This is a genomic window from Cryobacterium sp. PAMC25264 (genome assembly GCF_019443325.1).
Taxonomy (GTDB): Bacteria; Actinomycetota; Actinomycetes; order Actinomycetales; family Microbacteriaceae; genus Cryobacterium.
In genome coordinates, this window is the sequence record NZ_CP080383.1 from 1067345 (window position 1) to 1092969 (window position 25625).

At 69.2% G+C, this 25625-nt stretch carries 23 protein-coding genes and 1 pseudogene; 22 read left to right on the forward strand and 2 right to left on the reverse strand.

Features of this window, described 5'->3' with window-relative positions; genetic code table 11:
* Window positions 1-186 precede the first annotated feature (186 nt).
* Window positions 187-1862 (forward strand): annotated as a pseudogene (locus tag KY500_RS04880) (FAD-dependent oxidoreductase).
* Between the two features lie 342 nt (window positions 1863-2204).
* On the opposite strand, the gene KY500_RS04885 reads toward KY500_RS04880, so the two are convergent.
* Complete coding sequence (locus KY500_RS04885) at window positions 2205-3161, reverse strand: LacI family DNA-binding transcriptional regulator (protein ID WP_255579802.1); 957 nt, start codon at window positions 3159-3161, stop codon at window positions 2205-2207.
* A 155-nt stretch (window positions 3162-3316) separates the two neighbouring features.
* Between KY500_RS04885 and KY500_RS04890 the strand changes: the two genes are divergently transcribed.
* From KY500_RS04890 to KY500_RS04955, 14 genes are all read left to right on the forward strand, one after another.
* The gene (locus tag KY500_RS04890; protein ID WP_219902570.1) at window positions 3317-4138 is read left to right on the forward strand and encodes an ABC transporter permease; all 822 of its coding nucleotides are present in this window, start codon (window positions 3317-3319) and stop codon (window positions 4136-4138) included.
* Window positions 4135-4665, forward strand: a complete 531-nt coding sequence (locus KY500_RS04895; RefSeq protein ID WP_219902571.1) for an ABC transporter permease — start codon at window positions 4135-4137, stop codon at window positions 4663-4665. Before KY500_RS04890 ends, KY500_RS04895 begins: the two co-directional genes overlap by 4 nt.
* Entirely contained in the window at window positions 4662-4928 is a 267-nt protein-coding gene (locus tag KY500_RS04900) for an ABC transporter permease (protein WP_219902572.1), read from the forward strand. Before KY500_RS04895 ends, KY500_RS04900 begins: the two co-directional genes overlap by 4 nt.
* Entirely contained in the window at window positions 4925-5938 is a 1014-nt protein-coding gene (locus KY500_RS04905) for an ABC transporter ATP-binding protein (protein ID WP_219902573.1), read from the forward strand. The genes KY500_RS04900 and KY500_RS04905 overlap by 4 nt, the downstream gene beginning before the upstream one ends.
* A 71-nt stretch (window positions 5939-6009) precedes the next feature.
* Complete coding sequence (locus KY500_RS04910; RefSeq protein ID WP_219902574.1) at window positions 6010-7107, forward strand: PotD/PotF family extracellular solute-binding protein; 1098 nt, start codon at window positions 6010-6012, stop codon at window positions 7105-7107.
* A 97-nt stretch (window positions 7108-7204) separates the two neighbouring features.
* On the forward strand, window positions 7205-8320 hold the full coding sequence (locus KY500_RS04915) for a hypothetical protein (RefSeq protein WP_255579803.1): 1116 nt from the start codon (window positions 7205-7207) through the stop codon (window positions 8318-8320).
* A 101-nt stretch (window positions 8321-8421) separates the two neighbouring features.
* A complete protein-coding gene (locus tag KY500_RS04920) occupies window positions 8422-9003 on the forward strand; it encodes a hypothetical protein (RefSeq protein ID WP_219902575.1) in 582 nt (193 codons plus the stop codon).
* Window positions 9004-9123: 120 nt separating this feature from the next.
* Complete coding sequence (locus KY500_RS04925) at window positions 9124-10638, forward strand: DUF3375 domain-containing protein (protein WP_219902576.1); 1515 nt, start codon at window positions 9124-9126, stop codon at window positions 10636-10638.
* Window positions 10631-11482 carry a DUF4194 domain-containing protein gene (locus KY500_RS04930; protein WP_219902577.1) on the forward strand — a complete coding sequence of 284 codons (852 nt, stop codon included), beginning with the start codon at window positions 10631-10633 and terminating at the stop codon, window positions 11480-11482. Before KY500_RS04925 ends, KY500_RS04930 begins: the two co-directional genes overlap by 8 nt.
* Window positions 11479-14457, forward strand: a complete 2979-nt coding sequence (locus KY500_RS04935; RefSeq protein ID WP_219902578.1) for an ATP-binding protein — start codon at window positions 11479-11481, stop codon at window positions 14455-14457. Before KY500_RS04930 ends, KY500_RS04935 begins: the two co-directional genes overlap by 4 nt.
* The gene (locus KY500_RS04940) at window positions 14454-14945 is read left to right on the forward strand and encodes an SbcC/MukB-like Walker B domain-containing protein (RefSeq protein WP_219902579.1); all 492 of its coding nucleotides are present in this window, start codon (window positions 14454-14456) and stop codon (window positions 14943-14945) included. The genes KY500_RS04935 and KY500_RS04940 overlap by 4 nt, the downstream gene beginning before the upstream one ends.
* A 45-nt stretch (window positions 14946-14990) precedes the next feature.
* Window positions 14991-15839, forward strand: a complete 849-nt coding sequence (locus KY500_RS04945) for an alpha/beta fold hydrolase (RefSeq protein ID WP_219902580.1) — start codon at window positions 14991-14993, stop codon at window positions 15837-15839.
* 33 nt (window positions 15840-15872) lie between these two features.
* Window positions 15873-16238: a VOC family protein gene (locus KY500_RS04950; protein ID WP_370626887.1), complete on the forward strand. Its 366-nt coding sequence runs from the start codon at window positions 15873-15875 to the stop codon at window positions 16236-16238.
* Window positions 16239-16344: 106 nt separating this feature from the next.
* Complete coding sequence (locus KY500_RS04955; protein WP_219902582.1) at window positions 16345-17313, forward strand: NAD(P)-dependent alcohol dehydrogenase; 969 nt, start codon at window positions 16345-16347, stop codon at window positions 17311-17313.
* Here KY500_RS04955 and KY500_RS04960 read toward each other — a convergent pair.
* On the reverse strand, window positions 17310-17795 hold the full coding sequence (locus tag KY500_RS04960; RefSeq protein ID WP_219902583.1) for a DNA alkylation repair protein: 486 nt from the start codon (window positions 17793-17795) through the stop codon (window positions 17310-17312). The two genes, KY500_RS04955 and KY500_RS04960, sit on opposite strands and share 4 nt — an antisense overlap.
* Window positions 17796-17862: 67 nt before the next feature.
* On the opposite strand from KY500_RS04960, the gene KY500_RS04965 reads away from it, so the two are divergent.
* The 7 genes from KY500_RS04965 (at window position 17863) to KY500_RS04995 (ending at window position 25567) form a co-directional block, all read left to right on the forward strand.
* A complete protein-coding gene (locus KY500_RS04965) occupies window positions 17863-18444 on the forward strand; it encodes a DinB family protein (protein WP_219902584.1) in 582 nt (193 codons plus the stop codon).
* Between the two features lie 156 nt (window positions 18445-18600).
* A complete protein-coding gene (locus KY500_RS04970; protein ID WP_255579804.1) occupies window positions 18601-19596 on the forward strand; it encodes a substrate-binding domain-containing protein in 996 nt (331 codons plus the stop codon).
* Complete coding sequence (locus tag KY500_RS04975; RefSeq protein WP_219902585.1) at window positions 19593-20636, forward strand: ABC transporter permease; 1044 nt, start codon at window positions 19593-19595, stop codon at window positions 20634-20636. Before KY500_RS04970 ends, KY500_RS04975 begins: the two co-directional genes overlap by 4 nt.
* Window positions 20633-21418: an ATP-binding cassette domain-containing protein gene (locus KY500_RS04980; protein WP_219902586.1), complete on the forward strand. Its 786-nt coding sequence runs from the start codon at window positions 20633-20635 to the stop codon at window positions 21416-21418. The genes KY500_RS04975 and KY500_RS04980 overlap by 4 nt, the downstream gene beginning before the upstream one ends.
* Before the next feature lie 213 nt (window positions 21419-21631).
* Window positions 21632-21949, forward strand: a complete 318-nt coding sequence (locus KY500_RS04985; protein WP_219902587.1) for a carboxymuconolactone decarboxylase family protein — start codon at window positions 21632-21634, stop codon at window positions 21947-21949.
* A gap of 32 nt (window positions 21950-21981) precedes the next feature.
* Window positions 21982-22596 carry a hypothetical protein gene (locus KY500_RS04990; protein ID WP_219902588.1) on the forward strand — a complete coding sequence of 205 codons (615 nt, stop codon included), beginning with the start codon at window positions 21982-21984 and terminating at the stop codon, window positions 22594-22596.
* 400 nt (window positions 22597-22996) lie between these two features.
* Window positions 22997-25567: an ATP-dependent Clp protease ATP-binding subunit gene (locus KY500_RS04995; protein WP_219902589.1), complete on the forward strand. Its 2571-nt coding sequence runs from the start codon at window positions 22997-22999 to the stop codon at window positions 25565-25567.
* Window positions 25568-25625: the final 58 nt, after the last annotated feature.

The following is a 25625-nucleotide window of genomic DNA, read 5'->3' on the forward strand; positions in this document are numbered from 1 at the left end:
GCCGCACAAGTCCCTCTCCGGGCTCCCGAGGGGGCACTATGCGGCACATCGCCGAGTCAGTTTCACGCGACGTGCCGGATAGGACCTTTTCCGGGCTCGTGAGGGGGCCATCTGCGGCACGTCGGCGAATTCGGGCGAGCCCACGCCAACTTGCGGATACCCCATGGGGTATAGCAAGATGGAGTCATGACTCAGAATCGGTACATCATCGTCGGGGGCGTCGCCGGGGGAATGTCGGCAGCCACCCGCCTTCGTCGGCTCGATGAGAACGCCCGGATCACGGTGTTCGAACGCGGCGGCCACGTGTCGTTCGCCAACTGCGGGCTGCCGTACTACCTCGGCGGTGTCATCGAAGAGCGCTCCAGTCTGCTGTTGCAGACGCCGGACTCGCTCGGCGCCCGGTTCAACCTCGACGTGCGCGTGCGCACCGAGGTGATCGGCATCGACAGCGCGGCCAAGACGGTGCGGGTGCGCGACCTCGGCACGGGGGAGGAGTCGACCGAACCGTATGACGCCTTGGTGCTCTCGCCCGGCGCCTCACCCGTGCGCCCGCCGCTTCCCGGCGGCGAGCGGATGCTCACCCTGCGTGACATCGATGACGTCGATGCGGCCATGTCCGCCCTCGAGGTGGCGCCCCAGAGCGCCCTCGTGATCGGCGCCGGCTTCATCGGCCTCGAGATGGTGGAGAACCTCGTAAACCTTGGCCTCGAGGTCACCCTTGTCGAGCTCGGCGACCAGGTATTGCCGCCGCTTGACCCCGAGATGGCCGGTCCCGTCGCCGACCGGCTCCGGGCCGCCGGCGTCAGTGTGCGCCTGGGTACCCAGGTCGCCGAAATCGGCAAGGACACCGCCACCCTCAGCGACGGCAGCGTCGTCGCCGCCGACTTCGTGCTCGCCGCCATCGGGGTGCGGCCCGACACCGCCCTCGCCAAGGCCGCCGGCCTCACGATCGGGCAACGCGGCGGCATCGCGGTGGACGACCAGCTGCGCACGAGCGCCCCCGACATCTACGCCATCGGCGACGCCGTCGAGAAGACCGACGCGATCTCCGGCGAGCAGCGTCTGGTGGCCCTCGCCGGCCTGGCCAACCGCCACGGCCGCCTGGTCGCCGACGTCATCACCGGAAAGACCATCCGGTGCGCCCGGCCCTCGGCACCGCCGTGGTGGGCATGATGGGCCTCACCATTGCCGCCACCGGGTGGAACGAGAAGCTGTTGCGCGCGCGCGGCCGCGCCATCCGGGTGTTCCACACGCATCCCGCCTCCCACACCGGCTACTACCCTGGCGCAGAGTCGATGGCGCTCAAGCTCGTCGTCGACGCCGAGACCGACGCCATCCTCGGTGCCCAGGGTGTGGGCGGGGACGGCGTGGACAAGCGCATCGATGTGATCGCGACGGCCATGGCCGGCGGCATCACCGCATCCGAACTCGCCGACCTCGAACTTGCCTACGCGCCGCAGTTCTCCTCGGCCAAAGACCCGGTGAACATGCTCGGTTATGTGGCGCTCAACGCCGCAGAGGGACTCACCCCGTCGGTGCAGTGGCACGAACTCGAGGCCGCCCGCGCGGCCGGCGCCACGCTGGTGGATGTGCGCACGGCGGGGGAGTATGCCGAGGCTGCGATTCCCGGCTCGGTCAACATCCCGCTCGACGACATCCGCGCCCGCCAGGCCGAGCTGCCCGAGGGTCGCCTGATCGTGCACTGCAAGGTGGGCCAGCGCGGCCACACCGCCGTGCGGCTGCTCGCTCAGCTGGGCCGCGACGCCGTCAACCTCGACGGCGGCTACCTCACCTGGGCCGCCGGCACGGATGCGGCTCGTACCGACCTCGAACGCGCCGATGCAGCTCTGCAGTCCGTCTGAGTCGCCGCTCCGGCCCACCAAAAGAGTCGGCCGGCACCCTGGTCCGCGACCAGCCTGAGCCGTCATCCTGCCCGCTGAGCCACCGTCCCGCACAGCGCCGGCAGAATCAACCACGTGCCGCAAAGTTCTCCTTCAGCGTGTTGGAAGGGCCTTGTGCGGCAACTCGGAGAGCGTCCCTCTCCGATGGTGGCGGGTGACTTGCCAGTTGCGGCCCCTTCAATGCATCTCATTGGGCACCGACTGGCAACTCACAGCGTTGTGTTGCGCTGAGTTGCCAGTTGAGGCCCATTCCGGATGAGTGAAGGGGCCTGAACTGGCAACTCACTGACCGGGTGGCGGCGGTCAGCCGGCGGGGGACCAGCGCACCGGCACCGGCAGCTTGGCCGGCTCGTCGTCGCCGGGAGCGCCGATCTGCTCGATCAGGCGCTGCATGGCCAGGCGGCCCAACTCCTCGCCGTCGACCTCGATCGACGGGGCTCCGCGCAGTCCGAGCGCCGCCACGACGCCCTCATCGGCGCTCACGACCACGTCGCCGGGCACGGAGAGGCCGCGGGCGTTGAGCCCGAAGATCAGGCCGAGCGAGATCGAGGCGGCGTAGGAGATCACGGCGGTGGCCCCCGACGCGACGACAGCCTCTGTGGCCTCAACTCCGGAGGCGACGGTGGCCGGGTACGGGCCGAGCACGGTGAGAGCGCAGCGACCGGCCGCCGCATCCCGTACCGCCGTGATGCGCTGGGCGTTCTGCCAGGAGCGGTCGGGGCCGCCGACGAAGGCGATCGAGGTGTGGCCCCGATCGATAAAGCCGCGGGCCAGCTCGCCGAATGCCGTGGCGGTGTCGGCGGAGACCGACGGCAGGCCGTCGATCTCGCGGTCGATCAGCACGCTCGGGATTCCTGTCGCGGCGGCGGTGACCACGTCGTCGTCGCCGCGCGGGGCGGCGATGAGGAAACCGTCGACCTGGCGGGACAGGGTCTCGAGGGCTGCGATGTCGGTGGGGGAGTCCAGTCCGTGCACCGCGATGGTCAGGTGCAGGCCGGAGGCCGCAGCCTGCTCCTGCGCCCCGCGAATGATCGGGGTGAAGAAGCTGTTCTCCAGGGTCGGCACCACGATGGCCACGAGGCCGGTGCGGCCGCCGGCCAGCGCCTGGGCGGTGCGGTTGGGCACAAAACCCAGTTCGCGCGCCGCGTCGAGCACCCGTGCCACCGTCGCCGGCGACACCAGCGAGGGCTTGCTCAGCGCACGGGAGGCCGTGGCCTTGGAGACTCCCGCGTGCTGCGCGACGTGGTCCAGAGTTGCCACTGACGACCGACCTTTCTGGGGGTGGGCGACCGCGCAAGGTTTACGTGGTCGTAACATTGGCGGCCCAAATGGGGGTGCCGACTGCCTTAGGTTGGAATGAAACCGGTTGCACAACCGGTTTCATTCCCCCCAAGTATGCCGAAGGTTATCTCTGTATGTCTCGAAAACCAGCACTTCTGCTGATACCGGGCCTGGTGTTTATTGTGTTCGGTTTTGCGATCCCGTCGGCAATCATGCTGCTCGCGCCGCCGTCCACCGACACCCTTGACGTTTTCGCCCGATTGGGGCGGATGCTGACCGACCCGTATGACCTCGCGATCATCTGGCGCACGGTGCGCATCGGGCTCATCGTCACGGTCGCCTGCGTCGTGCTCGGTTTCCCCATCGCCTACCTCCTGGCCAGATCCACCTCCCGGTTCGCCGGCATGTGGCTGGCCCTCGCGATCTTCCCGCTGCTGCTCAGCAACGTCGTGCGCACCTTCGGCTGGCTCGTGATCCTCGGCAGCCAGGGCGCCTTCGGGCAGCTTCTCGTGGTGCTCGGCATCACCGACCAGCCGCCGCAGCTGCTCTACACCGAGCTGGCCATCGTGCTCGGCCTCATCCAGCTGTTCCTGCCGCTGGCCGTCATCTCCTGCTACTCGGCGGTGGCCCAGGTCGACGCCGGCCTCGACCACGCCGCCCGCGGCCTCGGTGCCACCAAGTCCCAGACTCTCTGGCAGATCGTCATCCCGCTGTCCCGCCCGGGCATTCTCATCGCCGGCACCCTGGTCTTCGCCGGCGCGACCACGGCGTACACCACGCCCTACCTGCTGGGCGGGTCCAGCCAGCGGATGCTCTCCACCCAGCTGTTCTCCTATGCCAGCGTCAGCGTCGACTGGGCCGCGGCATCCGCAACGGCCCTCATCATGACCGTGCTGGTCTTCCTGGTCTCCGGCCTGTCGTCGCTGGTGTCCCGCAAGGCGGGGGTGACCGCATGAGAGGTCGTCCGATCCTCGGCTCCCTGGCGGTGCTCGGCTACGTCATCATGATCGTGCCGATCCTGTTCGTCGTCTCCACGGCGTTCACCGCCGGCGACGCCTTGACCTTCCCGCCGCAGGGGCTCTCGCTGCGCTGGTTCGGCGAAGCCCTGGCCTACCAGCCCTTCCTCGGTGCGCTGCTGTCGAGCCTGCAGCTGGCCGTGGTCTCCACGGCGCTCGCACTGCTGCTGGGCGTGCCCGTCACCCTCGCCATCCAGCGCGGCAAGATCCCGGGCAAGTCCCTCGTCGAAGGGCTCTTCCTCTCCCCGCTCGTCGTCCCCGAACTCGTCGTCGGGCTGGCGCTGTACCAGCAGATCATGATCGGCCTGCACCAGACCTCGTTCGTGGCTTTGCTCGTGGGACACACCGTGCTCCTGCTCCCGTATGCGGTGCGGGTCACCGGCGCCTCCCTCGCCCTCGCCGATCCGGCGATCGAGGAGGCCGCCAGGGGCTGGGCGCCTCACCGCTGCGCACCTTCTTCTCGGTGACGCTGCCGCTGTTGCGACCGGGCATCTTCTCGGCCGGCCTGCTCAGCTTCGTCACCTCGTTCAACAACGTGCCGCTCTCGCTGCTGCTGCAGAGCCGTACGTTCCGCACCCTGCCCGTCACGATGCTCGACTACGTACAGCAGTCCTACGACCCGATGATCGCGGCCATGTCCACCCTCATCCTCGCCGGCACCGTCGTCATCGCGATCGTGGCCGAGAAAACACTCGGATTCGCCAAGATCTTCGGAGGTATCAACAAATGACCAGTGCAGCCGAATTCACCGGGGTCACCCAGTCCTACGGCGACACCGTCGCCGTCGAGAACCTCAACCTGCAGATCGAACAGGGCAAGCTCACCACGCTGCTCGGCCCCAGCGGCTGCGGCAAGACCACCACCCTGCGGATGCTCGCCGGGTACATCACCCCGAGCGCCGGCACCATCACGATCAACGGCGCCGACGCCACCCGGCTGCCCCCGGAGAAGCGCAACCTCGGCATGGTCTTCCAGTCTTACGCGCTCTTCCCGCACCTCACGGTGGCGGAGAACGTGGGCTTCGGGCTCAAGCTGCGCAAGGTCCCCGCGGCCCAGCGCCGCGAGCAGGTACTGGCCAACCTCGACCTCGTGGGCCTCGCCCATCTGGCCGACCGCAAGCCCAAGGCCCTCTCCGGTGGTCAGCAGCAGCGGGTGGCCCTGGCCCGGGCCATCGCCATCAGCCCGTCGCTGCTGCTGCTCGACGAGCCGCTGTCCAACCTCGACGCCCGGCTCCGGGTGCAGATGCGCAGCGAGATCCGCCGCATCCAGTCGGAGACCGGGCTCACCGTCGTGCTCGTCACGCACGACCAGGAGGAAGCCCTGGAAATGAGCGACGTCATGGTCGTGATGCGCGCGGGCAAGGTCATGCAGACCGGAGCCCCGGCCACAGTGTTCTCCGCGCCGGCCAACCGGTTCGTGGCCGACTTCCTCGGCTACGAGAACTTCCTGCCCCAGCCCGACGGCACCCTGCTCACCGTGCGGCCCGAGCACCTGCGCGTGGGGCGCCCCGACGCCGCGCCGGTGGGCGGGCTCAACCTGTCGGCCCGCGTGGTCGACTCCGTCTACCGCGGCGTCGACAACATCGTCACGCTGCGGGCGACCGATGCCGCGGGCGGCGACGTCCACCTCATCTCCACCACCCGCCGTGACACCCTCACGAGCGACCGGGACGGGGTGCGCCCCGGCGACCTCGTGCTGGCCCAGGCCCGCGACCACGAAATCGTGCACCTGGCTGCCTGACCCGGCCGGTCCCACCCCTCTCACCTCATCCCCGCACCACAGCTCCCCGTCACCCACCCAAAGGAATCCCCATGTCCCACGCATCCCCTCGCCGGCGCACCGCGGTTCTCGGTCTCGCCTTCGTCGCCACGGCCGCCGTGCTGGCCGGTTGCTCCGCCACGCCCGCTCCCACCGCTACCCTCGAGCCGGGCGAGACCGCCAGCGGCACCATCGTGGTGAGCACCTTCCCGTTCGGCGTCGAAGAGTTCCAGAAGGCCGTCGTCGACCCGTTCGAAGCGGCCACCGGCATCACCGTCGAGCTCGACACGGGCAGCAACGCCGACAGGCTCTCCAAGCTCGAACTGAACGGCGACTCGTCGGGTATCGACGTGATGCTGATCTCCGACTACTACGCCGCGCTCGGCCAGTCCAAGGACCTCTTCGCCGAGGTCGATGAAGACGAGGTGCCCAACCTCGCCGAGATCAGCGACTTCGCCAAGGAAGACCAGTACGACGGTCCGGCCTACAGCTACCAGCTGAACGGCACGCAGTACCGCACCGACCAGATGACCGCCGAACAGGCCGCCGACTGGAAGACCTTCGGCGAGCCCGAGTACACGGGCAAGATCGCCATGCCCGACATCTCCGTCACTGCCGGTCAGCTCACGGTCTCCGGCATCGCGGATGTCTTCGGCTCCGACCCCTACGACGTCGACGAGGCCTTCAGCACCCTGGCGTCCTGGAACGACAACGTGCTGCAGTACTACACGTCCTCGACCGAGGTCTCCAGCCTGCTCAGCCAGGGTGAGATCGCCGCCGCGCCGGCACTGAGCGGCTTCGCCACCAGCCTCGTCGCCTCCGGTGCGCCCATCGCCTGGACCGCACCCACCGAGGGCACCTTCATGGCCACCAACCGGGCCATGATTCCCGTCGGAGCCCCGAACACCCCCGCGGCCAACGCGTTCATCGATTACCTCCTGTCGGTCGAAGCGCAGACGTCCTCGGCGGCCATCGTGGGCGACCTGCCCGTGAACCCTGGCGCCACGGTCCCCGAAGAACTCACCGAGATCGCCGGAGAGGCCGCGACCGACCCGATCGGCGCCGGCTACAGCACCCTCGACATCGACACCATCGTGAAGAACCGCACCGACTGGGTCGACCGGTTCGCCCGCGAGGTCTCGTCGAAGTAGCCCGAGCGCGGCATCCCTAGCCGCGGCGACCGCCCGATTCCCCCTCGGGCGGTCGCCGCCTCACCCCTTTCGTATCCAGCCAACACCCGTGAAAGCCATGACGCTCATCGACACCCCCTCCACTGCCAGTTACCTAGACCGCATGCCCAAGACCGACCTGCACTGCCACCTCATCGGCACCGTGCGGGCGTCCACCTTCGGCGAGCTGGCCCGCCGGGAGAAGCTCGAGCTTCCCGACAGCGCCGAGGCGATCTTCCGCGACATCAACTCCCTCCCGCCGGACCCGGCGCTGTACGCTGACACCCGTATCCCGGTGCCGATGGGCCGCAGCGCCGATGAACCCGACACCTCTTACTCGCTGTTCAAGGCGTCCGAATGGGTCGTGTCGGTGCTACGGAGCGCCGAGGACCTCACCCGCATCACCTACGAGGCCTTCGAGAGCGCCCACCAGAGCGGCACCCGGCACCTCGAGTTGTTCTTCGACCACCTACCGCCGCACCTGGACTCGCTCGGCTACCGCGGCGCGGTCGAGGCCTACGCCGACGGCATCCGGATGGCCGAACGCGACTTCGGCATGACCGGCCGCATGATCGCCGGCATCGACCGCAGCAAGAGCGGCGAGCACGCCGTGCACCTGGTGCAGCAGATCGTCGACAACCCGCACGAGTACGTCGTGGGCATCGGCCTGGACAACCTCGAGACGGCCGGCCCGCCCGAGCGGTTCGTCGACGCCTACCGGTTGGCCGGTGCCGCGGGCCTGAAGCGCACCGCACACTCCTCCGAGCATGCGCCCATCGCCGCCAACACCATCACCTGCCTCGACGAGCTGGGCTGCGACCGCATCGACCACGGCTACTTCGTGCTCGAAGACGACGCCGTGGTGGAACGGGTGCGCGCCGACCAGACGCCGTTCATCGTGGCCTTCACCACCTCGCGCCGGTCCTGGCGGCCGTGGCGTCAGGCATCCATCAAGGCCATGGTGGATGCGGGCCTCAACGTGATCCTCTCCTCCGACGACCCGGGCATGTTCCCCACCACGCTCGCCGCGGAGTACCGGATCGCCTCGACCGCGCTGCAGCTGGACAACACGACGCTGCGCGCGATGTCGCTGGCCGGCGTGGAGGCGTCCTGGTTGAGCGAGCCCGAGAAGATGCTTCTGCGGGAGAGCTTCGTGCGCGACTTCGACGCCCTCGACCAGGAACACACCCACTAGCCTCGCGAGCTGTGACTTAAGCCCCGAAATCATCCCGATTTCGGGGCTTTGCTCACAGTTCGCGGGATGAAGGGTGCGGCCGCGACACCTAAAATGAAAGGGTGACGGATGCGACGAGGCACGGCCGTGCGCCGATCTCGCGCATCGTCGATGAGGGGTTGCTCATCGCGCTGTCGGCCGTGCGAATGGCGGTGAAAAACGACATCATCGTGGCCGGAATCGCCGAGCATGCCGACTACGACCTGGACAGGTTCGCCGACACCACCCGCCGCGAACTGCTCGCCCTCGCCCGGGAGAACCAGGATTCCGCCGAACGGGTGCGTCGCCAGCGTAAACACCTCACCTCGATGACCTGGAGGGTCGACCTCAGCCAGGACCAGCTCACCGACATCCGCCAGCTCAAGCTGCGCCGACGGGTACACAAGCGACTGGCGGCGGCTCTCACGGCCGTGGCCGACGACGAGGAGCACGTGTCGCGGATCGTACGCGACGCGCAGAACCTCGCCAGCGACGAGATCCAGGACGCCATGCGCACCCGGCTGATGCGCCTCTCGATCGATCCGCGGGACCCGGACTACCAGCGGCACCGCGCCGAACGCACCGAAATGTTTCTGCTCGTGGACCTCGCTCTGCTGAAGCTCCGGGCCGACGAAGCCGCGGGAAACGGGCCCAGCGACTACTAGTCCGCCCGGGCCCGGCGGGACCGTACTGCACAGCCTGCACCCGGCCGCCCGGAGCGCGACGTTCGGGCGACTACGGTTGAGGAGGCCCTGAGCGGGTCGTCGAGAAAGGAACGTGCGCGAGTGAGTGACATTGCGGGTGAATTGGCCAGGGTGCGCGAAGCCTTCGACCGGCCCACCCTGCGCCTGCTCGACCGCAAGTGGGCGCCGTTCGTGCTCGCGGTGTTCAAGGCCTCGTTCAGCCGCGACCGCCGCAGCGTGCAGGCCGACCGTCTGCACACCCAGGTGGACGCTTACCTGGCCGACCTCCGCTCCATCGGCAGTGAGGTGCCCGGTAAGAACGGCCGCGCGCTCTGCGTGCAATGGATGAACGACCAATGGCTCTACCGGGAGACCGGCGAGGACGACGAAGAGCAGTACTCGCTTACCTCGCACGCCCTCGAGGCCCTGCTCCTGGTCGACGGGCTCTCCCGCGACCGGGCGCTGATCAGCGAATCCCGCCTCACCACCATCGTCGACACCGTGCGCCACCGCGCCACCCAGGCCAACCCCGACCGTGACGAACGCATCCGCCGGCTCGATCTGGAGATCGCTGAGAAGGCCGCCGAACGGGACCGCTTGGCCGCCGGCGGCGAGATCGCCGCGGCATCGAACGACCAGATGCACGAGGGCTACGCCAACCTCATCGACCTGATCACCCAGCTGCCCAGCGACTTCAAGCGTGTCGAGGAATCCGTCGCCGGCATGCACCGGCAGATCGTCAACGACTTCCGCGCGGAGGAACGCCCGATCAGCGAGGTCCTCGACGAGTACCTGTCCAAGACGGATGCGCTGATGTCGTCGACCGCTGAGGGACGCGCGTTCGAGGGCGCCTTCGTGCTGCTGCGCAACGACGACCTGCTCTCCGAACTCAAGAACGACCTCGAGTCGATCCTGCTGCACCCGTTCGCGCTCGAACTGAGCGCCGCGGACCGGCGCAGCTTCATGGGAACCGTGAGCCTCATCCGCAAGGGCGTCGACGACGTGCTCACGCAGCGCAACGGCCTGACCACGACGCTGCGCGAGCACATCGTGAACCACGACGTGGTCAAGGACCGCGAACTGGAGCGCCTACTGCGCGAGATCAACAAGGAACTCGCCGTGTGGATGCAGACCGCCGGCCCTCGGTCGACGGTGACGGCCGAACTCATGCCGGGCACCCTCGAACTCGAGCACCTACGCGAACGCTTCTACGACCCCGGCGCGCACAAGGCGCCGCCGCCCCTCGAGGACGTGTCGGCGTTCGCTCCCGAACCGCCGAGCCTGGACGCCATGCGCACCCAGGGCGGCCCGCTGCTCGAGGAACTGCGCGACGCCATGGTGACCGCGTTCACCGACCGGGGTGCGGCTTCCGTGGGTGAGGCCTTCAACAGCCTGGAGCCGGAAATGCGCCGGCCGGTCGAGATCCTGGGGCTGATGCAGATCGCCACCCAGGTCGACGCCGTGCGGCACACCGATGCCGCGGATGCGCTGACCGAGGACTTCGAAACCGTGCGTCCCGACGGCACCCGGCGCACCTTCCGAGTTCCCCGGATCACGCTCACCGACGACGCCACCGCGGCCCTGGCCGCCCTGAACTATGGACCTGATCATGACTGACGACGTGACCGACGTGACCGAGCCGACCAAGCAGGACGACATGGCAGAGCCGACGGGGGACCGCACCATGCACTCCCCGGCCGATGAGGACGGATCCGAGAGCTTCTCGCTCTTCGAGGGCGACGAGGGCGGCCTCGCGGTGGAGCAGCGCCGCACTCTCGTGCTGCTGCTCAAGCATCGCTACATCTCCGCTGCGCTGCAGCCCGCCGAATGGCGCACCCTGCTCGCCTCCCAGTCCCTGCTCAAGTCGCGGCTGAACGACCTGTTCCTCGACCTGCACGTGGACCTGCACTACGAGGTGGCCTTCAAACGCCAGGCCGTGGGGGAGGGCGGCGACAGGTTCCCGACTCTGCTGCACGACGTGGCGTACACCCGCGAGGAGACCATCCTGCTGGTGCTGCTGCGCCAGCGTTTCCGCAGCGAACGTGCCAGCGGCGTCGATATCGTCATCGTCGACCGGGAGAACCTGGTCGACAACGTGGCGCACTTCCGGCCCGAGCACGCCACGGACCGGTTCGGCGACACCCGCCGGGCCGCCGCTGCCGTGGACAGCCTGGCCAAGGCCCGGGTGCTGCTGAAGACCAGCGACCCCGACCGCTTCCGCATCTCGGCCGTGATCGAGGTGCTTCTGCCCATCGAACGGCTCGGCGAACTGTGGGAATGGTTGGTCGAACAGAACGGCCGGGAACTGCCCGCCGCCGGCACGGCTCACGCCGACGAGCTCGAAACGGACACCATCCAGGCCTTCGAGCCCGCCGCATCCGCTTCCTCCGCTGCATCCGGCGAACCTGCCGAACCCACCGAATCCGCCGCTGCCGACCCCGACCTGGAGGCCGTCTCATGACCGATTCCCCGCTCTTCCACATGGACGGCGCCACCGAGGGAACCACCCAGTGGCGCGCCGAGTCCTTCCAGATGGTCAACTGGGGTGGCTTCCAGGGCCACCACACCATCGACTTCGCCGCATCGGCCACCCTGGTGTCCGGCGCCTCCGGAACCGGAAAGTCCAGCTTGCTCGACGCCTACCTGGCCTTGATGATGCCTTCGGACACCCCCTTCAACGGCGCCTCCAACGACGCCGGTTCCGGCCGGGCCCGCAGCGTCGACCAGCGCAACCTGATGACGTACCTGCGCGGCAAGACCGACTCAACGCGGGAGGCCGACACCGGCCAAATGCACGACCAGGTTCTCCGCGGCGCCGACGAAGCCACCTGGGGCGCCGTGGCGATGACCTTCATCGACGACAACAAGCGCCGCTTCACCGTGCTGCGGGCCTACTTCGTGCCGCGCGGCGCCACGAAGTTCGCCGACGTCACCATGAAGATGGCCACCCGCGATGGCCGGCTCGACCTGCGCGACCTCGCCGACGTCACCGAGGCCCGCTTCGACAAGCGCGCCCTGAAGAACCGGTTCAGCGACCTCGACGTGTTCGACACCTACGCCGCGTTCTCGCAGACCCTCTATACCCGGCTCGGCATCGGCGCGAACGGCGAGGGTGGCAAGGCCCTGCGCCTGCTCGCCCGCATCCAGGCCGGCCAGCAAGTGAAGACCGTCGACGGCCTCTACAAGTCGATGGTGCTCGAAGAGCCCGCCACCTACGCCGCGGCGGACAAGGCCGTCGACCACTTCGAAGACCTGGAGCGTTCCTACGGCGCCATGGTCACCGAGGCGCAGAAAGCCAAGGTGCTCGAGCGCCTGCCCGAGCTGCACCGGGACTATGAGTCCGCCACCGAGAAGGCCGACCTGATCGACCGGTTCGGGGTCCACCGTGAGGGCGACACCCCGTTCGTGCTCTGGCAGCTGCTCACCGAGCACGGCCTGCTCGACGCCGCCGCCGACACCAACCGCGCCCGCCGGCGCGAGAACCAGGCTGCCTTCAGCGCCGCCCGGGACGCCGAAACCGAGCTGAAGGGCCGGGTTGCCGACCTGCAACACCAGCAGCGCGACAACGGCGGCGACGTCCTCGCCGGCCTGCAGAACGAACTCGACGTGCTCACTGCCCGTCGCGACGACGTGGCCGCTGAACGGGCCCGGTTCGACGACCGGATCAGCCTGGTCGACACGACCATCGATTCGGCCGACGATTTCGTCGCCGCCCAGCTGCGCGCCGAGGAGTTCGTGGCCGGCTTCGGCGCGACCGAGCAGGAACTCGACCTCGAGAGGGTGGGCCTGCAGCGCACCGCGTACCCGATCGAAGAGAAGATCCGCACCCTCAAGCAGGAGCACGGCTTTCTCACCGGCCGCGCCAGCCTGGTGCCGCAGCACCTGCACAACGCCCGCCTGATGATCGCCGAGGCCGCGGGCATCCCGGCAGACGAACTGCCGTTCGTGGCCGAGCTCATCGACATCGCGCCCGGGGAAGACGCCTGGCGCCAGGCCGCCGAGGTCACCCTCTCATCGGTCGTGCGGGTGCTGCTCGTCGACGAGACCCGACTGCGCGCGCTCGGTGAGGCCATCGACCCGCTGCACATCCCGGTGCGCATCCACTTCGAGGGCGTCGCCCTGCACCCGCACCAGGAGGTGCGACCCGACCCCCGGTACGTCTCCGGCAAACTCGTCTTCAAGGACTCGCCGTTCAGCCGCTGGGTGCAGGACCGCGTGCAGGCTCCCGCCATCGACGCGCTCTGCGTGGCCGGACCGGCCGAGCTGGCCGGGGACGGTTCCCGGGTCACCCAGAGCGGGCAGATCCGCAATGGCAAGCGCGGCGCGCACGGCTGGAACAAGGACCAGCGCTCCATCATCGGCTTCTCCAGCGGGGTGCGCCTGTCCGAGATCACCGACGAACTGGCCGCGCTCAAGGAGCGCGCCGACGACCTGGCCCAGCAGGCCTCCGGCATGGCGGGCCGCATCATGGCGCTCCGCCGGTTGAAGGATGCCCATCAGCACCTGATCGACACCGCCTGGGCGGCCATCGACGTGGCCGGGGCCCAGGCCCGGATCGGTGCCAAGGAAGCCGAGCGAGAACGCCTGCTCGCCGGCAGCGACGTCTTGCGCGGGCTGCAGGATGAGGAGGCGCGCCTGTCGAGCGAGCTTGAGGACACCCAGAAGCGCAAGCACCAGACCGAGCGGGCAGCCGCCGAACTGGGTGACGAGCACGCCGCGATCGTGGACCGCCAGGACCTCGTCAACGTGCGGCTCGAGCGCATCCAGGCCGACGAGACCGTCACCCTGACCGATGAGCACTCCGCCCACCTGGACGCGCAGTTCGCGTTCGGCGTCGACAGCGCCGATCTCGCCAGCTTCGCCGGCGGGGTGAAGCGCTTACGCGAGCGTCTCACCGAGCAGTCGAGCCAGGACCGCGAGACCGCCCGCAACGCCAGGGACACCCTGATCGGGATCTTCGAAACCTTCCAGAGCCGGTGGCCCGACCCGAACATCGGCGTGGGGATGGAGTCGTACTCCAGCTACAACGACATCCTCGACGCCGTGTACACACTGGGCCTCTACGAGCGCCGGCAAGAGTGGAAGCGTCGCCTCTCCGCGTGGAGCGGCCAGGACCTGGTGCCGCTCGTCGGTGCGTTCACCACGTCGATCGAGGAGATCGAGGACCGCCTGCGGCCCATCAACGAGATCCTCACGACCCTGCCGTTCGGCGCCGGTCGGGACCGGCTGCAGATCTCACTGCGCCGTCTGCACCGCGACGACGCCACGGCGTTCCGCAAGGAACTCAAGCTGCTCTCGTCCGGGTCGACCGAGGAATTCACCGACGAACAGACCGAGAGCCGGTTCACCCGGCTGCAGGCGTTCATGAACCTGATCCGCCGGCCAGACGACCTCGACGGCGCAGGTGCGGGGCGCGCGGGGGCCGTGCGGCCATGAAGGGCGAGTCCGACCGTGACCTGCTGTTGGACGTGCGCCGGCACGTGGAGATCACCGCGGTGCGCACCACGCCGGACGGCGTCGAGGTGAGCACGTACTCCTCCCTCGGCGGCAAGAGCGGTGGCGAATCGCAGGAACTCGTGGCCTTCGTGGTCGGAGCAGCCCTGCGGTTCCAGCTCGGCGACGAGAGCCGCACCCGGCCGAGGTTCGCGCCCGTGTTCCTCGACGAGGGGTTCGTGAAGTCCGACTCCGAGTTCGCCGGCCGGGCCGTCGCAGCGTGGAAGGGCCTCGGGTTCCAGCTGATCGTGGGCTCTCCGCTGGATAAGGTCACCGCGCTCGAGCCGTACATGGACCTGGTGCTCTCCATGACCAAGAACAGCGCCACCGGCTTCTCCTACATCACCCCGCTGATGTCGCCCGAGTCGATGTCGCCCGAGCCGGCCGAGGCCCAGGCGCAGTCGCGGGAGGCGGAACCGGCGCTCGGCTGAGGCGCCGCTCTGGTCGGGCGGGGGAATCCGGCTTACGCTGGCCCGATGGTGTCCGTGCACGATCTGCGACTGCCCGATGGGCATGTGATCAGGGTGCACGACACCATCGATAGCCCCGGCCGCGACGGGGCCCGGCCCCGCCTCACGGTGCTGTGGCTGCACGGTTCGCCGCAGACCGGAGCGCTGCTCGCTCCGCTGCTGACGGCTGCCGCCCCGCGGGACATCCGCCTGGTCTCATACGGCCGGCCCAGCTACGGCGGGTCGACGCCCAGGCCCGGCCGCTCGGTCGCCTCCGCGGCGACGGATGTGGCGGCCATCGCCGACGCCCTCGGCCTCGACCGGTTCGCGGTGATGGGAGCCTCGGGCGGCGGCCCGCACGCCCTGGCCTGCGCGGCACTGCTGCCCGACCGCGTGATCGCCGCCGCCTGCCTGGCCTCCCTCGCGCCCCTCGACACCGAGGACCTGGACTTCTTCGCCGGGATGGCGTCTGACGGCGCTCTGCGGTCGGCGCTGGCCGGTCGCGCCTCCCGAGAGCACTATGAAGCCACGGCGAAGTTCGACCCGGCCAGCTTCGTGGAACGTGACTACGCCACGCTGGCCGGGGCCTGGGCCTCATTGGGCCACGATGTGGGGGAGGCGTCGGCGGCGGGCCCGGATGGCGTCATCGACGACGACCTGGCGTTCGTGAGGCCGTGGGGATTCGATCCGGCCGCTGTGGCGGTGCCCGTGCTGATCGTGCAGGGCGGCCGTGACCGGGTGGTTCCGCCCGCCCACGGAGCGTGGCTGGCCCGCACCTGCACCCAGGCCGAATTCTGGGAGTACCCGGACGACGGCCACATCTCGATCCTCGACGAGTGCCCTGCCGTTCTGGACTGGCTGCTGGGCCACTCCTGACCTCCTGGGTGCCAAGATGGGACCACTATGGAGATGCGACTGGAATTGGTGCCGTTGCCGGCGAGTGACGTTGACCGCAGCCTGGCGTTCTACGTCGACCAGGTGGGGTTCCACCTCGATCACGATGTGTCACCCGGCAACGGGATGCGCGTGGTGCAGCTGACACCGCCGGGGTCGGCTTGCTCCATCGTGATCGGGGTGGGCATCAGTGCCCCGGATGCCGCTCCGGTGCTGAACCTGCACCTGGTCGTCAACGATGTCGACGCCGTTCGTGCCACGCTGCGTCGAAACGGCGTGGACGTGTCGGACGTCAGCGACCTCGGCGGCATCCGCTACGCCTACTTCAGCGACCCGCACGGCAACAGTTGGGCGTTGCAGCAGATCTCGGCCAGGACGTAGACGACTCTCGGCGTGGCGGTTCCGGTCACGCGGGTGTTCAATCGACACCGGCGGCACGGCCGTGCCGCCCATCCGCCCCGCACCGCCAGCATCCGAAAGGACGCCCATGAGAGCCCTTGTGCAGGATCGGTACGGCTCGTCCGACGTTCTCCGCTTGGACCGGATCGATCGGCCGACGCCCGGCGACGACGACGTGCTCATCGAGGTGCGGGCCGCCAGCGTCAACATCGGCGACTGGCATCTGATGACGGGTCTGCCCGAGATGGTGCGCCTGGCCACGGGATTTCGGAGGCCCAGGCGACGCGTCCGGGGCACAGATGTCGCCGGAACTGTCGCGGCAGTCGGGGTCAACGTCACCCGGTTCCAGCCCGGTGACGAGGTCTTCGGGGTGTGCGACGGGTCTCTGGCCGAATACGCCGTGGCCCGTGAGGGCACACTGGCACACCGGCCGGCCGGGGTGACCGTCGAGCAGGCGGCCGCGGTGCCGGTCTCCGCTGTCACGGCGCTGCAGGGTCTGGCGTCGGTTCGTGACGCCGGCCCGGGGGTGCGGGTACTGGTGATCGGCGCATCCGGGGCTGTCGGCGGCTACGCTGTGCAGCTCGCGCACGCCTGGTCCGCCCAGGTGACGGGCGTCTGCAGCGCCGCCAAGGCCGATTTTGTGCGCTCGTTGGGGGCGGATGTGGTCGTGGACTACGCTCGCATGGACATCACCAGATCTGGCGAGCGGTACGACCTCGTGCTCGACACCGGGGGCAACCGGTCGGTCATCGCCCTGCGTCGTTTGCTCGCGCCGAGCGGCACACTCGTCATCGTGGGAGGTGAGGGCGGCGGCCGGCTGACCGGTGGCTTCGAACGCTCCCTCCGGGCCTTGCTGCTCTCGCCGTTTGTTTCCCAGAAACTCACCGGCCTCGCCGCGACGGTGCGGCACCGCGACCTGCACACCCTGGCGGGTCTCATCGAGAGCAGGGCGGTCACCCCGGTCATCGACACCGTCTATCCGCTCGCGGACGCCGCCACAGCCCTGGCCAGGCTCACGGACGGCAGTGTGCGAGGCAAGTTGGTGGTGACGCCCTAGCCTGTCGAGGAGGCGAGCCGAGCCGCCCGGCGCAGGCCGTCGCTGGGATCCTGAGCCCAGCGGTCGAGCACCACGTCGGCCCGCCCACGCGTCGGCTCGGTGAGCGCGGTCACCAGGGGGCGCACGACATCGATCGCCAGCGGATCCACCAGGGCGCTCAGCTGAGCCTGTCGCAGGAACCCCTCGATGCGGGTGAGGTCGGAGGCGCGCAGCATCCGCACATGGGTTTGCAGGAGCACGACGGCCGCGAGGCGTCGCTCGAACACAGGCAGGGCCCAGAGCTCGCTGCTCAGGGCCGTGATGTCGTCGTGGTCGAGAGCGGGGTAGCGCCGGCCGGCGTCGCGCACCGTGCCGCGGACCGCGCCGACGGATGCGCCGTAGAAGGCCAGAGTCCCGCCCAAGCGGGACCGGTCGGCCTCCGCGCGTTCCCAGGAGCTCTCGCGTTGCAGAGTGGCGTCCACGAACTCGCCCGCTGCACTCATGGTTCTATTCTCCCTGGCCGTTCGCCCGGACTGTCGCGCAGCGCGGTGATCTGGAAGGCTGGAGCGCATGACCGAAGACGCTGACGCCGGAGACCTGCGCCGTTATCTCCAGGAGGCCAGGGAGGCCCTGGTCTTCAAGCTCGACGGGCTCAGCCCCTACGACATGCGCCGGCCCCTGGTGCCGACCGGCACCAACCTGCTGGGCCTGGTGAAGCACATGGCCGGCGTGGAGGCCGGGTACCTCGGCTCGACCTTCGGCCGGCCGTTCCCCGAGCCGATGCCGTGGATGGAGGACGGCGCCGAGGACAACGCCGACATGTGGGCCACCCTCGACGAAACGCGGGACGGCCTGGTGGATCTGTACCGGCGGGTGTGGGCGCACTCCGACGCCACCATCGCCGACGTGCCGCTGAACGGAACCGGCCGGGTGGCGTGGTGGCCGGCCGAGCGCAACACGGTGACGCTGCATCGCATCCTGGTGCATCTGATCAGCGAGACTCACCGGCACGCCGGTCATGCCGACATCGTGCGTGAGCTGATCGACGGGGCGGCCGGGCTGCGGTCCCTCAATGACAACCTGCCGTCGGGCAGCCCGGCGTGGTGGGCGGATTATCGGGCCGGTCTGGAGCAGACCGCCCGTCAGGCTTGACGCCCCGGCTGTGACCTGCGTCGCCCGCGGCCTAAAGTGGACTGCGCCCCGAAACGTCGCCCCTCAACGCACACGCCCGGACTCTCCCCAGGGAACACTCCGGTAGACCGCACCGCCAGCCCGCACCGCCAGCCCACACCGAAGGACGAAAGCACCGTGTCGAGAATCCCTGCCCGCTGGGCCCGCTCCGGCGCTGCTGCCGCCCTCGCCCTGCTCACCGTCACCGGTCTCGCCGCCTGCACCGGGCAGCCGATCGCGTCCGCGGGGGCGGCCGGTACCGCCGCCGGCGCATCCGACCGCACCTATGCCCTCGTCGTGCACTCCGTCCCGGGCGACGCGTTCTGGGATGTCGTGAAGTCCGGCGCCGAGGCAGCCGGCTCGCTCTACGGGGCCACGATCACCTATCAGGGCGACCCCGATGTGCAGAAGCAGAGCCAACTGATCGAAACGGCCATCGCTGCCCAGGTCGACGGCATCATCGTGTCGATGGCCAACCCGGACGGCCTGCGGGGCGCCCTCGCGGACGCCGCCGCAGCCGACATCCCGGTGATCACCATCAACTCCGGCGCCGAGGAGTCCGCGTCGGTCGGCGCTCTCACCCACGTCGGGCAGAGCGAATACCTGGCCGGGCAGGGGGCGGGCACCAAACTCACCGAGGCCGGCGCCGGCAAGGTCATCTGCGTCATCCACGAGGCCGGCAACGCCGGACTCGAGGACCGGTGCCGCGGAGCCGCGGATACCCTCGACGGCAGCATGAGCAACCTCCAGGTCGACATCGCCAACGTGGCGGATGCCCAGAACACCATCAAGAGCGCCCTGCTGGCCGATCCCAGCATCGACGGTGTGCTCACCCTCAACTCCGCGGTGGGAGTCGCCGCGGCGCAGGCCGTGTCCGAGGCCGGCAGCGACGCCCAGATCGGCACGTTCGATGTCTCCGCCGATGTCACCGGGCTGATCAGCGACGGCAGCATCCTCTTCGCCGTCGATCAGCAGCCCTACCTGCAGGGGTACCTGCCGGTGAGCTTCTTCGAACTGTTCTACACGAACGGCAACGTGGTCGGCGGCAACCTGCCGGTCTACTCCGGGCCGGGCTTCGTGACCCAGGAGAACGCCGACCAGGTGGCCGAGTTCGCCGGCAACGGCACGCGATGACGCAGCTGGCCGCGCCACCCCGCCGGGACGAGAGGGTCGCCGCGACGCACCCCGTGGTGCGCCTGCTGCGCCGCCCCGAGATGGGCGCGCTGGTCGCCGCCGCGGCGATCTTCGGCTACTTCTCCCTGGCCACGACGTCGTTCCTCACCCCGGCCGGCGCTGCTACCTGGCTCTACTCGGCGTCGCTGTTCGGCATCATGGCCGTCGCCGTGGCGATGCTCATGATCGGCGGCGAGTTCGACCTGTCCGCCGGTGCCATGACCGGCACCACAGGACTGCTCGTGGGTGCCTTCACCACCCAGTGGGGGATGAATCTCTGGCTGGCCATGGTGCTCGCCCTGCTGATCGCCCTCGCGGTGGGCGCCTTCAACGGGTTCCTCGTTGTTCGCACCGGCATCCCGAGCTTCATCGTTACGCTCGGCACCTTCTTCATCCTGCAGGGCATCAACCTCGCCGGCACCAAGCTTGTGACCGGCCAGGTCGCCATCCAGGGTATGAGCGCGGTGCCCGGCTTCGACGCCGGCAAGGCGATCTTCGGGTCGACGATCCCGGTGGCCGGGCTGAACCTCAAGGTGTCGGTCTTCTGGTGGCTCGGCCTCACCCTCGTCGCCAGCTGGATCCTGCTCCGCACCCGCTACGGCAACTGGATCTTCGCCATCGGTGGGGCGTTGCAGAGCGCCGTGCAGACCGGCGTTCCCGTGCGGCGCACCCGGATCGGCCTGTTCATGGGCACGGCCGCGGCCGGCTGGCTCGTCGGCATGCTCTCGCTCTTCGACGTGGCGACCGTGCAGGCCACCACGGGCATCGGCCAGGAGTTCGTGTACATCATCTGCGCCGTCGTGGGCGGCTGCCGGCTCACGGGCGGCTACGGGTCCGCCGTCGGTGCGGCGCTGGGCGCGCTCATCTACGGCATGATCCTGCAGGGCATCGTCTTCGCCCAGTGGGACAACAACTGGCTCAAGGCCTTCCTGGGCGGGATGCTTCTGCTCGCCGTGCTGGTCAACCTCTCGGTCCGCCGCCAGGCCGGGGTGCGCGAATGAGCGCCGCGGAGACGGCCATCCTGCAGGTGCGCGGGGTGGGCAAGGTTTACGGCTCGGTCATCGCGCTCAGCGACATCTCCACCTCGGTGGCGGCGGGCGAGGTGCTCTGTGTCCTGGGCGACAACGGCGCAGGCAAGTCGACGCTGCTCAAGATCCTCGCCGGAGTACACCCGCATTCCTCGGGCGAACTTCTCCTCGACGGAACCACTGTGCGCTTTGCCGGCCCGCGGCAGGCCCTCGACGCCGGGATCGCCACCGTCTACCAGGACCTGGCGATCGTGCCTCTAATGCCGGTCTGGCGCAATTTCTTCCTCGGTGCTGAGCTGAGCGCCGGCGTGGGGCCGTTCTCCCGGCTCAGGGTCGCCGAGATGCGGGCGATCACCCTGGAGCAACTGGGCCGGATGGGCATCGACCTGCGTGACGTCGACCAACCCATCGGCACCCTCTCCGGGGGCGAGCGGCAGTCGGTGGCGATCGCCCGAGCCATTCACTTCGGCGCCAGGGTCGTCATCCTCGACGAACCCACCTCCGCGCTCGGCGTCAAGCAGGCCGGGGTCGTGCTGCGCTACGTCGCACGGGCCCGCGACAACGGTCTCGGAGTCGTGTTCGTCACCCACAACCCCCACCACGCCTACCCGGTCGGCGACCGGTTCCTGGTGCTCAACCGCGGCGCGAGCCTGGGCGAATTCGACAAGGCCGGCATCACCATCGAAGAACTCACCCGGTTGATGGCCGGCGGCGCCGAGCTGGATTCACTGGCCCGGGAGATCGAGCGCGGCTGATCCCGGTTCCGGCCGGCGCCCATCCGGTGTCATCCGTTTCGGAGGATTCCACGGCCCGGCTATCGGCCCAGGCGACATAGGTTGCTACCGTCTGGGGCGACAGGCCGGATGACGTGCGTTTGCGGGGCGAGAGAGTTGAACCCGACAGCGCGACTCCGACATCGGAAGGAATCGACGACAGCGGGGCGATGCCCGGGAATTGGAGTGCTACCCATGGCTAGAGGAACAACCCCGGTGCTCGATGCGGCGACCGAGATCAACGCGGTGTCGCTGGCCCGCACCGAGCTCGACCCACGCACCCTGATGATCGCCAGGATCGCCGCCCTCGCGGCGGTCGACGCGCCCGTCGCCTCGTACCTCCTCCACGTGGGACCGGCCGCGGAGGTAGGACTGACGGTCGATGACGTCCAGGATGTTCTCGTCGCCGTGGCTCCCATCGTGGGCACGCCGCGACTGATGTCCTCGGCGCGCAAGATCGCGGAAGCCCTCGACCTGGACATCGAGCTGGGAAGCGAAGACGACACTCAGTAGTCAGTGACCGACAACCGAGTGAGGAGCACCCCGTGACCAAGCCCATCGTGTTCGTGGTGCTGCTGGTGCTTCTCACCGGCTGCACTGCCGGCGGCGATTCCGCGTCGCCGAGCCCGACGGCGACAGGTTCGCCGACTGCCGCGGCCGGGTCCACGGCCTCCCCGCCGACCGCCTCCCCGCCGACCGCGGCCCAGGTGACCTGGGCGGGCACGGTCTGCGGCGACATCACCACGCTCAAGACGGATGTCCAGGGCCTGGCCGCCGCCGCGGCTACCGGTGGGGATTCGGTGGGAACGGCCATCTCGAAGCAGATGGACACAGTCTCGGCATCGGCCACGGACCTGGTCGACACCGTGAAGTCGCCGCCGGAGAATCTGGGCGACGATCCGGAACTGCTCGCCGTGCAGGACTCGATCGACAACGTCGACCAGTCTCTGAAGACCTTGGAGGCGAGCGCCAGCCAGGTGCAGGGCACGACGGGGGCAGCCCTGGTAGACGCGTTGGCCACAGTGGTCGGCGACACCGGAGACGCGCTCAACAGTGTCGCCGGCACCGTGCAGACCGTCACCACGGCCATCAACGACACGTCGAGCACCCTCGGCCAGGCATTCCGGGCGGCCCCGGAGTGCGCCGATCTCACCTCCTAGCCCGGCCGCCGGTCGCGACCCATCCGCTGGTCGCACCCCATTCGTTGGTCGTGACCAATACGTTGATCGAGCTTGTCGAGATCCCGTGAGTCGAACGTGTTGGCGACGACGCTCACCGGGTCTCGACGGGCTCGACCGACGAGGTGGGCGCGAGCGCAGATCCTCTCACGGGGTCTCGACGGGCTCGACCGACGAGGTGGGCGCGAGCGCGGACCGTCTCACTCGACCTCGAGAAGCTCGACCGCCGTCGAGGGGCTCGACCGTCGCGGTCGGCGATTTCGGACGGACTCAGGGGAGTCCCAGCTTCGGATGGGAATGAAAAATGACCCCAGGCGTTGACTTGAGTCGAGGGCGCTCAACTTTCGGGATCCCTCCTCGTTTTGACTTCCAGGAGGTTGTTTTGCCTACATACTTCGGCCCGGCCGGATCCGAGAACGGTTCCTTCGACGAATTCCTGGCCCGCTACCTGCAGGGCCAGCGCTCCGCGCAGTCCGGTAGGCCCATTGAGATCACCCGACTGCTCAGCCGGCGCACCCACGAACTTCTCGTGCAGGCCGCGCAGTTCGCCGTCGACCACGGCCACGCCCACGTCGACGCCCTGCACCTGCTGCGCGTCATGGTGGAGCAGGAGCCCGCCGCGTCGGCGATCCGCCGCGCCGGCGGCGACCCCGCGGCCATCGCGGCCGGCGCCGAAGAGCGCCTGCCCGAGTCCAGCGACCAGCAGGCCACCTCGGCGCCCGCGCTCACTCCATCGGCCCAGCGCGCCCTGCTCGACGCCCACCAGGTCGCCCGCGCCTTCGGCTCCACCTACATCGACCCCGAGCACCTGTTCTTCGCCTTCGTGGTGAACCAGGATGCCCCGGCCGCCCAGGTGCTGGCCGCCGCCGGCGTCACCGCCGAGTCCCTGCAGGCCGGAGCCCAACAGGCCGAGGCCGACGAGGCCCAGGCCGCAGCCGGCAACCCGGTCGGTGACGGCACCTCCGACACCCCGATGCTCGACACCTACGGCGTCGACCTGACCGAGCGCGCCCGCTCCGGCAAGCTCGACCCGGTGATCGGCCGCAGCGACGAGATCGAGCAGACCGTCGAGATCCTCTCCCGGCGCACCAAGAACAACCCGGTGCTGATCGGCGAGGCCGGGGTGGGCAAGACCGCGGTGGTCGAGGGCCTGGCGCAGGCCATCGTCGACGGCCTCGTGCCCGAGCAGTTGCGCGGCAAGCGGGTCATCGCGCTCGACCTGCCCGCCATGCTGGCCGGAACCCGCTACCGCGGCGACTTCGAGGAACGTCTCACCAAGACCATGGACGAGATCAGCCTTCATAGCGACGAGATCATCGTCTTCCTCGACGAGCTGCACACCGTCGTGGGCGCCGGCGGCTCCGGCGAGGGCGGCATGGACGCCGGCAACATCCTCAAGCCCCGCCTGGCGCGCGGTGAGCTGCACGTCGTTGGTGCCACCACTCTGAACGAGTACCGCAAGGTCGAGAAGGACCCGGCCCTCGAACGACGCTTCCAGCCCGTGCGGGTGGGGGAGCCCGGCATCGAGGATGCCGTGCAGATCCTTGCCGGCCTGCAGGAGCGTTACGCCGAGCACCACTCGGTGCGCTACACGGATGCCGCCATCCGCGCCGCCGTGGAGATGAGCGCCCGGTACATCCCGGACCGGTTCCTGCCGGACAAGGCCATCGATCTGATCGACCAGGCCGGCGCCCGGGCTCGCCTGGCCCTCGGCTCCCGCGTGGATGTCGACGGGCTGCGCGAGAAGCAGGCGGCACTCGAGTCGGCGAAGGTCGACGCGGTCGCTGCCGAGCAGTACGAGGAGGCTTCCCGCTTGCGCGACGAGGCCGAGACGATCGCGGCGACCATCGACGCGGCCGTCGTCAGCCAGGGTGGCGAGGACTCCGGTCCGTCGGCCGTGGTGGACGAGGCCGAGATCGCGGCGATCATCGCCCGGGCCACCGGCATTCCGGCCAGCCGCCTCACTGCGGGTGACCGGGAGCGCCTGGCCCGGCTCGAGGATGACCTGCACGAGCGGGTCATCGGGCAGGACGACGCCGTGACCGTGATCGCCAAGGCCGTTCGGCGCAACCGCACCGGCATGGGCGATGCGAACCGTCCGGTCGGCAGCTTCCTCTTCCTCGGCCCGACCGGGGTGGGCAAGACCGAACTGGCCAAGTCACTGGCCGAGTCGCTCTTCGGCGACGAGAAGGCCATGCTGCGCTTCGATATGAGCGAGTTCAGCGAGCGTCACACCGTGAGTCGTCTGGTCGGCGCCCCTCCCGGCTACGTCGGTTACGACGAGGCCGGTCAGCTCACCGAACACGTCCGGCGCAACCCCTACTCGGTGGTGCTACTCGACGAGATCGAGAAGGCGCACCCCGACGTGTTCAACCTGCTCCTGCAGGTGCTCGACGACGGCCGGCTCACCGATGGTCAGGGTCGCACGGTGGACTTCCGCAACACCGTGGTGATCATGACGTCGAACATCGGCTCCGAGGTACTGGCTAGCCGCAGCGGCGCGCTCGGCTTCACCGCCGATCTGGACGGTGCCGGCAACGGCTTCGGTTCGGAGAAGGCGTTGCGTGACCGGGTGATGGCCAAGCTTCGTGAGGCCATGCGGCCTGAGTTCCTCAACCGGATCGACGAGGTCGTGCTGTTCCGCAAGCTCGAACAGACCCAGCTGCGCCGCATCGTGCGGCTCCTGCTCAGCCAGACCGAGAGCCGGGTGCAGGCCCAGGGCCACACCCTCACGGTGACCGACGAGGCGATCGACTGGATCGCCGAGCACGGTTACGAGCCCGAATACGGCGCCCGTCCACTCCGCCGGGTGATCCAGCGCGAGGTCGACGACCGGATCGCCGACCTGCTGGTGGCCTCGGCCCTCGGGGACGGCGGCATCGTCGCGGTGAGCGTGAAGGACAGCGCCCTCACGGTGGCGGCCGAGCCGGCCCGGATGCCGCTGGCCGCCTAAACGGCGACACACAGGAGCCCCAGCCGGAACCCAGATGGGATCCGGCTGGGGCTCTGTC

Coding starts and splice junctions, on each gene's coding strand:
- KY500_RS04890 (WP_219902570.1), top strand. CDS start 3,317: ATGTCTCGAAAACCAGCACTTCTGCTGATACCGGGCCTGGTGTTTATT.
- KY500_RS04895 (WP_219902571.1), top strand. CDS start 4,135: ATGAGAGGTCGTCCGATCCTCGGCTCCCTGGCGGTGCTCGGCTACGTC.
- KY500_RS04905 (WP_219902573.1), top strand. CDS start 4,925: ATGACCAGTGCAGCCGAATTCACCGGGGTCACCCAGTCCTACGGCGAC.
- KY500_RS04910 (WP_219902574.1), top strand. CDS start 6,010: ATGTCCCACGCATCCCCTCGCCGGCGCACCGCGGTTCTCGGTCTCGCC.
- KY500_RS04915 (WP_255579803.1), top strand. CDS start 7,205: ATGACGCTCATCGACACCCCCTCCACTGCCAGTTACCTAGACCGCATG.
- KY500_RS04930 (WP_219902577.1), top strand. CDS start 10,631: ATGACTGACGACGTGACCGACGTGACCGAGCCGACCAAGCAGGACGAC.
- KY500_RS04935 (WP_219902578.1), top strand. CDS start 11,479: ATGACCGATTCCCCGCTCTTCCACATGGACGGCGCCACCGAGGGAACC.
- KY500_RS04940 (WP_219902579.1), top strand. CDS start 14,454: ATGAAGGGCGAGTCCGACCGTGACCTGCTGTTGGACGTGCGCCGGCAC.
- KY500_RS04945 (WP_219902580.1), top strand. CDS start 14,991: ATGGTGTCCGTGCACGATCTGCGACTGCCCGATGGGCATGTGATCAGG.
- KY500_RS04950 (WP_370626887.1), top strand. CDS start 15,873: ATGCGACTGGAATTGGTGCCGTTGCCGGCGAGTGACGTTGACCGCAGC.
- KY500_RS04955 (WP_219902582.1), top strand. CDS start 16,345: ATGAGAGCCCTTGTGCAGGATCGGTACGGCTCGTCCGACGTTCTCCGC.
- KY500_RS04960 (WP_219902583.1), bottom strand. CDS start 17,795: ATGAGTGCAGCGGGCGAGTTCGTGGACGCCACTCTGCAACGCGAGAGC.
- KY500_RS04965 (WP_219902584.1), top strand. CDS start 17,863: ATGACCGAAGACGCTGACGCCGGAGACCTGCGCCGTTATCTCCAGGAG.
- KY500_RS04975 (WP_219902585.1), top strand. CDS start 19,593: ATGACGCAGCTGGCCGCGCCACCCCGCCGGGACGAGAGGGTCGCCGCG.
- KY500_RS04980 (WP_219902586.1), top strand. CDS start 20,633: ATGAGCGCCGCGGAGACGGCCATCCTGCAGGTGCGCGGGGTGGGCAAG.
- KY500_RS04985 (WP_219902587.1), top strand. CDS start 21,632: ATGGCTAGAGGAACAACCCCGGTGCTCGATGCGGCGACCGAGATCAAC.